The following is a 9,842-nucleotide window of genomic DNA, read 5'->3' as shown; positions in this document are numbered from 1 at the left end:
TTTTGGAAAAGTCGGGTTTGTAGCAACACTAGTTATACTGTCCTAACCACCCTGGCGATTGCTATAGATATTGGCAACAGCCAAATATTGACAGACGCTACAACATAAGCCTACCAGTTGAGGAATTGCGATGATGAAATTTACCAAATTTCTGTGTCAGATTATTTCGATCGCTACAATTGGCATGGCAACTGCGGCGATAGCCAATCCAATTTCTATTTCAGGTGCTTATAAGGGTGATGGTTATATCCTCGATCTTAGTAGTGGTGGCGAATATCATAGTTGCGATCCGCGAAATCGGTGTGTCACTATTCCACGCACTCAATCGACTCAGCAGGGACAAACCTACATCTGGAAGCGGAATGGATATAGTTATCAGGTTACGCCAGTCGGAAATCGGCTCAAAGCTGGTCACTACACCAGAATTTCGGTGCGCGTAATCGATACCAAGCAAAGGGTAATCTTCGATCGCATCATGAGATATCAGTAGAGATGGGAGAGGGAAGTAAGAAGTAAGGAGTAAGAAGTAAGAAGTAAAAAGTGAAATTACGTCTATTCCCTATTCCCTATCCCCTCCTACGGAGCCAAATAAGTATACTGCGACAGACTGTGTTCGTAGTTTTGTAGCAGGCGTTGGGCTTCGGAGAGTTCGATCCGGTTTTCGAGCAGGGCTTGTTCGGCTTTTTGACGAACGCTCTCAATCAGATCTTCGACATCGTATTGAACGTAGCCGACAACTTCAGTCATGGTATCGCCTTTGACAACGTGCTCGATTTTGTAGCCTTTGGGTGTCAGTTTGATGTGAACCGCATTGGTATCGCCGAATAAGTTGTGAAGGTTGCCCATAATCTCTTGATAAGCACCGCCGAGGAATAAGCCTAAATAATAAGGTTTATTGGGTTCTAGGGGATGTAGTTCGAGAACGTGCTTGACATCTTTAAGGTCGATAAACTGGTCGATTTTACCGTCACTATCGCAGGTAAGATCGGCTAAGATCCCGCGCCGGGTAGGTTCTTCGCCCAAGCGATGGATTGGCATGATGGGGAACAGTTGATCGATCGCCCAACTATCTGGAGCCGATTGGAATACAGATAGATTGATGTAGTAAATCGATGCCATGATTTGTTCGAGTTCTTCCAAATCTTCGGGCATATATTCCTCGCGTTTGGCGATATCGAGGATTTTTTGGCAGCAAGCCCAATACAGTTGTTCGGCGCGCGATCGTTCGGTGATGCTTAAATAGCCGAGTTTAAAGCGGCTGATGGCTTCATCTTTAAATTGATTGGCATCGTAGAACGCTTCCCGATAATTTTCGGGATTGATGCTGGCGTGGGTTTCCCACAGATTGCGGACGATTTGGTGTTCGGGCTGGGTGGTTGGTTGGGGCAAATCTGTCCGTACGTCGCAGGTACTGAGGACATCAAAAATTAGTACCGATTGGTGAGATGCGATCGCACGTCCGCTTTCACTGATTAGAGTGGGAACGGGAATATTTTTCTCGCCACAAGTCTCGCGCACTTCGGCGACGATATCGTTAGCGTAGTTTTGCAAATCGTAGTTTTTGGACGCATGGAAGTTGGTTTGCGAACCATCGTAATCGATGCCCAAACCGCCACCCACGTCGAGATACTTCATATTCGCCCCCAATTGGACGAGTTCTACATAGATTTTACTAGCTTCGCCGATCGCATCTTTAATGACCGAAATTGAGGAAATTTGCGAACCGATGTGGAAGTGGAGCAGTTGCAAGGAGTCGAGCATATCGACTGCTTTGAGCCTGTCTACCACCATAATAATTTCGGGAATCGTCAGCCCAAATTTAGCCCGATCGCCGCTAGATACGCCCCAGCGTCCGATTCCTTTAGCATTGAGCTTGGCACGTACGCCCAGATTGGGTTTGATGCCTAAAGATTGCGCGACGGCGATCGCGATTTCGACTTCTTCAATCTGTTCGAGGACGATAATCGGAGTTTGCCCTAATTTCTGCGCTAGCATCGCCATTTCGATGTATTCGCGATCTTTGTAGCCATTGCAAATTAGCAAGGCTCCAGGGTTATCTAGCATGGCGATCGCGATCGTTAATTCGGGCTTAGAACCTGCTTCAAGACCGAATTGATAAGGCTTGCCAAATTTGACCAAATCTTCGATGAGGTGCTTTTGTTGGTTGCACTTGACGGGGAAGACCCCTTTATAGATGCCGCCGTAATTATATCGGGCGATCGCCTTGGCAAAACAGGCATTCAATCGCTCGATCCGGTGTTCTAAAATGTCCGAAAACCGGATCAGCATCGGCAGGGCTAGATTGCGCTGTTGCAGGGATGAAACCAGCTCGTAGAGGTCTAAAGAGCCACCGCGATCTCCTTGTGGGGCGACGGTAACGTGTCCGGCGGCATTAATTGAAAAATACGGTTCGCCCCAACCTTGAATCCGATATAGATTTTCACTGTCCTCGATCGTCCAAGGTTCCTGAAGTAGTTCGGGCTGGGGCTGATGTTTGGCACCCCCCTTCGGTTTTTCCTTAGGCACGATGGTATTTTTCAAAAGCTGATTCAATTCCGCAGCTACACTTGCATCTGGTAGCTCTATTTCCAAATTTTTTTCTGCCACTGCCTATCCCATTTTTTCTAGCGGACGATTTATCGATTGTCATCTTAACGCATTATTTACCAATCTCTCGATCGTTTTTATGCATTGTGCTGTATTTAAGATACCCAGAGATCGATCGAAACTAAGCCAATCTCCCATTAACATTATAATTGCCGATCGAATAGCTAAGTTCTCTCAGATGGAGGATGTCACAACTTAATGCCCAAAGCTTTGAGCGTCATTAGTCCGACGACACCATCGGCACTAAGTCCTTTTCTCGCCTGAAACTTAATTACCGCATCCTTTGTGAGTCGATCGAACGAGCCAGTAACCGGAGTAGCATAACCGACATTAGTCAAACTCTGCTGAATCCGATTGACGATCGATCCGGTATCGCCCATCTGAAAGCTAGTCACCATCACGAAACCACCGATCGGACAGCGATCCATTTTCGCGGCGGTTTGGTCGCCAAAATTGCCATCGACAGTCATTAAATCGTTAGGATTATACTTATTCCACAGGCTCTGAAAAGCCTTCACGCCCAAGTTTCCCACGTCATCGCGACCGTTATTTTCAAAGAAATGCACGGGATCGTTACCGCCCAACCACTGCCAGCCATGCGCCAGCAAATAGGGTTTCCACGCCTGGTAATTGCCAACATCGATCGCCAATCCATCTTCATGATTGCTGTTCCCTGGTTTAGCCGCCAGCGGAATTAATTTAGGATCGCGCCGATAAACTTGATAGAGAAGATGCTGCTGTACGACGGTGCGATAAGCCGAGCTAACGGTCATTTTCAGGTTGGGTTGCTGGGCAATTCCCGCTTTAAGTGCGGCACGTAACGATTCTTTCGCCCCCGCCTGAAGATAGAGGTTTAAGTGAGATCCGCCAGTATTGGCAATTCCTGGTAGGCTCTCGAAGTTAAGTAATATACTCGTCTGTATGGTATTCATCTGGGCAATAATTTGCCGACTCAAGCCGCTTACCAATCCGGTATCGACGGTACGGGTTTGAATGATGCTGTCGATCGCTTCTTTTACGGTTGTCATAGGAGATGGGAGATGGGAGATGGGAGATGGGAGTTGGGAGATGGGAGTTGGGAGTTGGGAGTTGGAATGAGTATCTTGCTGTTGCAGAATTAGCTCCAACTCTCCCATCTCCTACCTCCGTTCTCCCAAATAAAATAAATAATTTAAATTCATCCCGATAAGGGTGGAGAGAGTGTGGATATAGGAGTGGTAGATGCACCCTGATTATTCGTCCCTGACTTGCTATTAGTGAGTTGGGGCGTTTTTTTTGAGTCAGAATTAGTTCCAACTCTCCAAACTCCCAAATAAAATAAATAATTTAGATTCGTCCCGATAAGGGTGGAGAGAGTGTGGATATAGGAGTGGTAGATGCACCCTGATTATTCGTCCCTGACTTGCTATTAGTAAGTTGGGGCGTTTTTTTTAACTATCGATCGCGGGTGCAAACTGATAGATCCGCAGTCGATCGTTTTCATAATAAATTAGCGTATCGGGATGATGGCGGCGATAGGTCTCACACAATTGTAGTGTAGCGGTGGCCAATTTTTTCCGACCGCTAGGGGATCGATAGTTACGATAGGTAGGATCGGTGAGTACGGAGTAGGGAACTGGATATTCTGGCTTATCGGTAGTGAAGGCAAGTTTTTCGGTAAATACTAACAGTGGTGTTTTGTGCGGAAAATGAAAGCTAGCAACTTTTACCCGTTGTTGATAAGTATCGGTAAATTCGGCAACATCTTCATACCAGCCGCGACCGTAGACTTGAGACAGTTGTTCGATCGGCGCAACTACAGTCCACTGTTTGGGGGGAAATATGTGCCCGATCTCTACAGCTTTTCGGGCGGCGGCATCGTATTCAAGATAGTCGATCGCAGGTAATGGTGGCAGACAAAAATTGAGGGTAATGGCAATAAACATCATCAGACAAATCGGTGACGACCAACTGGCAAATAATGGTTTACTCGCCGCTGAAATCGCCATAAATAATAATCCCACCAACAGACTCAAGCCGATCGGCAGTGTGGCTAAAATTTCATTAAGCATCGGCAACTGTCGATCGGGAATTGCCGCTAAGACCGCTAACAGCGTCCAGGCGACACCGATCGTAAATAATCCTGTTTGCCTGCCAAAAATGCTACCAAAGCCGCCAAACAAGATTAATAGCAGCATGTGGGGGGAAATTGCCGCGACCAAGAGCGTACAACAAAGCGTATTGATTATTGCATCCGTGCGTTGTTTGGTTCTGGCAATTTGGGTACTGCACCCGATTGCCAAAATTACAAACAGTGCTCCGAGTTCGGCTTCACTTACCGCCCACGATCGAATCAAACCGCGATCGAGCGCGTCGGCGATCGTTCTCAGGCATTGCTGCCACCCTGGGGGTAAATACTGGGAAATCGGCAGATTCCAGGTGAATAAATAAGTCCCCAAACTATACATTGCTGCCAACGTTGCCGCCCCATTTTTGGTCAGCGCGGCGATCGTATAACCGATACTCAGCACTAGTAAAGTGCCGACGATCGCGCCCAGCAGATGTACGACTTGAAGAGGATGAACGCCACTGAGTGCCGAGATAAAGGCGGCTAAACTCGCGAAAATTGGCAAATAGTTAACTGCGGGTAAATCCCGCGCCAAGATCTGCTGGGTAATTAATAACTGCCCGTAAGTGTCGGGATGGCTGAAGCGAAATTCGGTTAATGGATGCTCGAAACGCAACCACACTGTAAAGCTGACGATCGCGATCGTGGCAATTACCGCCAGCATAATTAATGGTATCCGTCTGGATCTGGGCTGGAGCTTGGGGTGGGCGACTGAGGTACCATTCGGTAAAAACTGCTGGATAGCTTGCGGATCGAAGTAAGCTTGAATCGCCCGATCTAGCATCCGCCACGGGAATGATAGCCAGTCAGCGATCTGGGTTGCCGACACGCCGCGATCGAAAATATCCACCGTCGCGATCGCAATTTGGTGCCCTAGTCGATCGAATTTCAGTCTAAATTGCCACTGGTGGCTTGCCATCAGGCCGATTCCTAACCCAGTTCCATACGTCAGCACCGCTGTCATCCAGGTAAATACGCCCAACTTCACCCATAAAATACTCCCGATGGAGAGCGTCGCTACCGTCCGGATAAAGGCACCCACCAGCCGACTGGCGAACGATGGCAACGATGTTTGTGGAAATGCGATCGATGGTAATCCGCCAAATAATACCGCAAAGACAATTACCACCCACCCACTGGTAAGCACATCGATGATGAAGGATGGTCGATCGAACACGCGCGTGGGAAAAAAAGCTACAACTCATAGTGTATTCGGAATTTTCCCGATCGCACAAGGGGAGTAAGGAGTAAGGAGTAAGGAGTAAGAAGTAAGGAGTAGGGAGTAGCTGTGCAATTAGGTCTCAAGCCTAAAACTTCATGCCTCAGACCTAATCCCTAAAACCTAACAGCTAATCCCTAAAACCTAAAACCTAATCCCTAAATCAAAAATGGTATAATGATTTTCCTGCCGATCGTTAGGAGCGAAGATTACGGCTTACACGCGCCCCCTTGCCAATCTGATCGAGCAGCTACAACGCTTGCCAGGAGTAGGCCCTAAATCTGCTCAACGATTAGCCTTACACATTCTCAAACGATCTCCAGCCGAAGTCGAACAATTGGCTCGATCGTTGATCGAAGCTAAACAACTAGTTGGCTTGTGTGAGGTTTGTTTTCACCTATCTGCCGAACCGACTTGCGATATCTGTCGTAATCCGCAACGCGATCCGCGCACGATTTGTGTCGTTGCCGACTCTCGCGATGTCATTGCCCTCGAAAAAACGCGAGAATTTATGGGTAAATACCATGTCTTAGGTGGGGTAATTTCACCAATGGATGGCATCGGCCCCGAACAATTAAATATTTCCACTCTCTTACAACGGGTTGTCGCCGATGATGTCCAAGAGGTGATTGTGGCTGTCAGTCCGACTGTAGAAGGCGAGACGACTACGCTATATTTAGGCAGGCTAATCGCACCGTTGACTAAGGTGACTAGAATTGCCTTCGGACTGCCGATGGGTGGCGATTTGGAATACGCAGACGAAATAACTCTCGCCCGCGCTTTAGAAGGCAGGCGAGAGATAAGTTAATCGTCAATTAGGGACAACCGCGATCGACTACCGATGGCGAAACCTAAGATCGGGTACTAAGCTAATCTTTTCTTGATTAAAACAATCAATTGACCCAATTGTTTTTTCAAGGTATCGACTTCTGATTCTAGTTCGATCGTTTTTTGGATAGTTTCTTGATGCTGGGCATCTCTACTCTGCTGTTCGGCTTCAAATCTGGTAATTAAAGCTTGCAGCTCGGTTTGTTGCGATTGTTGAATCGTACCCAGTTGGGTTTGGAGTCGATCGATTTCCGTCCGGCTGGTAGTTTCGATCGCTGCAATCCGCTCCATCGCTCGATCTAGCTGTGCTTGCAACTGCAACACTTCATCGTTGCTGACTGAAGCTTCGATCGATGTCGCTACCGCACCAGGTAACTCTGCCATGCGCGGACGAGCTTTGCGCGCTTTAGTCATCGCTACCCGAATCGCTTCGGCAAGTAAGACCCGATCGAATGGTTTTTCAATAAACTCAAAAAACTCGAATGGTTCCGAAATCTTACTCGTAACCTCTTCCTTTTTCCCCGACATCAATACCAAGGGAATTTTCTGAAATTCTGGATGCGCCTGAATTTGCTGGAAGACATCCCACCCGCTCATTTTGGGTAAGATAAAATCTAACATAATTAGCGAGGGGTGTTCTGTTTCGACAAAGTTGATCCCCTCAATGCCATCTTTTGCCTCAATTACTTCAAAATCGCCCTCTGGGAGCATATCGCGCACGGTCTTCCGAATCACGCGACTATCATCGATTACCAAGATTTTACTAGTTGCCACACTTGACTCCTGATTGTTTTTTTATAAACTTAGGTGTTGTTACTCGTTGTTACTCCTATCTCTTTAATTCAGATGGTTTAACCCGGTTTCAGTGCAAATTGATAAAATATTTAGGGAATAATGTCCATCTCGTGCCTTGGTTCTTCTCCCTTGCTGAATGGAGAATTGCTAAGATCCAAGGGTAACATCGATCGACCTGTGCCCGACCGCTTATCCTATTTTAATCATCGATCGATTTCTATGCTCGTCGATCGCCATGCACCGAGATCGATAGTTGAATGGCAGCCTAGACCTTTACCCAAACTCGTAACCCCTACTCTTTTTAATATGCCCTCATCTTCCGCAGATTTAGCACGTTGGCGCGCTGAAGTTCAAACTCTTCCCCCTTGGCTGCGGCGATCGATCGGTACTGCCAGCGAACTTTCGACAGTACAGCAGATTGTCAAACAGCGTCAAATTCATACAATTTGCGAAGAAGGTCGCTGTCCTAATCGCGGTGAGTGCTACAGTCAGCAAACTGCTAGTTTTCTGTTAATGGGGCCAATTTGCACTCGCAGTTGTGGTTTTTGTCAGGTCGATAAAGGGCACGCACCGATGCCCCTAGACCCCCAGGAGGCTCAGAAGGTCGCTGAAGCAGTCAAACTGCTCGGATTGAAGTATGTAGTCTTAACAGCCGTAGCGCGGGACGATCTCGATGATGGAGGTGCGAGTGGCTTTGCTGACACGATCGCAGCAATTAGAGCGGTAAATCCGACTACGCAGGTAGAAGTGCTAACTCCCGATTTTTGGAGCGGGAAGGATGCCCAGCAGCAACAAAAAAACCGGATTGCCACTGTAGTAGCCGTCAAACCTGCTTGTTACAACCATAACATCGAAACAGTAGCTAGACTCCAAGATCGGGTGCGCCGGGGGGCAAAATACCAGCGATCGCTCGATGTTCTCGCCCATGTTAAAGCAATAGATCCGACCATCCCGACTAAATCGGGCTTAATGCTGGGACACGGCGAAACTGAAGCTGAAATTATCCAAACATTACAAGATTTAAGATCGATCGATTGCGATCGGCTGACGATGGGACAATACATGCGACCCTCTTTAGAACATCTCCCCGTCGTTAAATACTGGACTCCAGATGAATTCACCCACTTAGGTGAAATTGCCCAGGAGCTAGGCTTCAAGCACGTTCGATCGGCTCCACTAGTTCGCAGTTCTTATCATGCAGGCGAATGAGGATTCGATAATTAGTGAGTGGCGGAGATCTACCCACCCCGCCCGTTGGGCACCCCTCCTCGGAGGGGATTTTCTAATTTGTATTATACATTTATATTTATTAGATTATAAGTTAACTTACTATCTGTAATGATATCGAGCCAGTGAAATTAATGAGAATTTTTTATTACAATAGAAAGGCTTAATTTTGTCAGCCCATCTATCGGCGAAACTAGCAGGATATATATCATCCCAGATACAAGTATGATAAGGAAAATCTGAGCTGGTATGCCTAATTCGGTCTCTATAAGTAAGTTCTAAATAGTCCTCTGGCTCGGTAGGAATTTGGGTTTGCCTCTTGTACAAGTAACGCTGCATAGATAGATGTTTTGGAGAATGTTTGAATGTAAAATTATTTCTATTACTAGATCTGTAAGTGCGAGACACAAAAAACAATTGAATAAAATATTATCTGATGAAGCTTTTTTCATCTCGATCGATCCCAATACGTCTATACAATAAGACTACCCACGATTGCGATCGATAAAAACGATCTGACAGATATTGTTGAGGATGGGTGGGTTTGATTTAAAGATGATGGTGTAAAGCGCAACTTCTAGCATAAACCCGCTCCTACAAGTTGGTTGTGATATAGATACAAATTAAAAAATTATATCCCACATTCCGCACTTCAATTTTCACGACAAGCACTTAGATTTATTTATCACTCACTTGAGAACCAAATACGTAGGCAAAAGACAAACATAGTTGAATTCAAAAACTACTTTTGAAGTGCTTAAATAATGATAAAATTGTTGTTAAAGCTCCCATTAACCTTATCAATAAATGAATTTTAGAATTGATGAAATTGAGATTAAAAATCTAGACCACTTGGGAATAGTTGCTGGAATCATTGACGAAATAGGGATAGTAGAAAAAGTCAATGAATTACTAGGGACAGATCCTAGAGAAAAGATTAACTGTGGAGAAGTTGTCAAAGCAATTATTTTAAATGGATTGTTTAGTCCATATTTAAATAACTTATCCATTACTCTTCCTAGTCTGTCATCATTCAATTCTTCCGCTTTGACTCCCGCT

Annotated in this window: 7 protein-coding genes and 1 pseudogene; 4 read left to right on the top strand and 4 right to left on the bottom strand. The window is 46.1% G+C overall.

Going from position 1 to position 9,842, the window contains the following annotated elements; all coding sequences use genetic code 11:
* Positions 1–130: 130 nt before the first annotated feature.
* A complete protein-coding gene (locus Q0R35_RS09880) occupies positions 131–490 on the top strand; it encodes a hypothetical protein (protein ID WP_295616950.1) in 360 nt (119 codons plus the stop codon).
* An 86-nt stretch (positions 491–576) separates the two neighbouring features.
* Here the strand turns inward: Q0R35_RS09880 and speA are convergent, their stop codons facing one another.
* The 3 genes from speA to Q0R35_RS09865 form a co-directional block, all read right to left on the bottom strand.
* A complete protein-coding gene (gene speA, locus Q0R35_RS09875) occupies positions 577–2,607 on the bottom strand; it encodes a biosynthetic arginine decarboxylase (protein WP_295616947.1) in 2,031 nt (676 codons plus the stop codon).
* Positions 2,608–2,795: 188 nt separating this feature from the next.
* On the bottom strand, positions 2,796–3,635 hold the full coding sequence (locus Q0R35_RS09870; RefSeq protein ID WP_295616943.1) for a peptidoglycan-binding protein: 840 nt from the start codon (positions 3,633–3,635) through the stop codon (positions 2,796–2,798).
* Positions 3,636–4,037: 402 nt separating this feature from the next.
* The gene (locus Q0R35_RS09865) at positions 4,038–5,891 is read right to left on the bottom strand and encodes a hypothetical protein (RefSeq protein ID WP_295616939.1); all 1,854 of its coding nucleotides are present in this window, start codon (positions 5,889–5,891) and stop codon (positions 4,038–4,040) included.
* A gap of 250 nt (positions 5,892–6,141) precedes the next feature.
* Between Q0R35_RS09865 and recR the strand changes: the two genes are divergently transcribed.
* On the top strand, positions 6,142–6,741 hold the full coding sequence (recR, locus tag Q0R35_RS09860) for a recombination mediator RecR (protein ID WP_295616953.1): 600 nt from the start codon (positions 6,142–6,144) through the stop codon (positions 6,739–6,741).
* 56 nt (positions 6,742–6,797) lie between these two features.
* On the opposite strand, the gene Q0R35_RS09855 is transcribed toward recR, so the two are convergent.
* The gene (locus tag Q0R35_RS09855) at positions 6,798–7,535 is read right to left on the bottom strand and encodes a response regulator (protein WP_295616936.1); all 738 of its coding nucleotides are present in this window, start codon (positions 7,533–7,535) and stop codon (positions 6,798–6,800) included.
* Positions 7,536–7,862: 327 nt separating this feature from the next.
* Here Q0R35_RS09855 and lipA point away from each other — a divergent pair, with 327 nt between their 5' ends.
* Entirely contained in the window at positions 7,863–8,765 is a 903-nt protein-coding gene (lipA, locus tag Q0R35_RS09850; RefSeq protein WP_295616933.1) for a lipoyl synthase, read from the top strand.
* An 825-nt stretch (positions 8,766–9,590) separates the two neighbouring features.
* Positions 9,591–9,764: pseudogene (locus Q0R35_RS09845) on the top strand (DUF4277 domain-containing protein); the annotation flags it as partial.
* Positions 9,765–9,842: the final 78 nt, after the last annotated feature.

Origin of the sequence: Chamaesiphon sp. GL140_3_metabinner_50, from assembly GCF_025361915.1 — a bacterium.
In the GTDB taxonomy this organism is placed as follows: domain Bacteria; phylum Cyanobacteriota; class Cyanobacteriia; order Cyanobacteriales; family Chamaesiphonaceae; genus Chamaesiphon.
The sequence above is the reverse complement of the archived record's forward strand: the minus strand, read 5'-3'. Positions and strand labels throughout refer to the sequence as shown.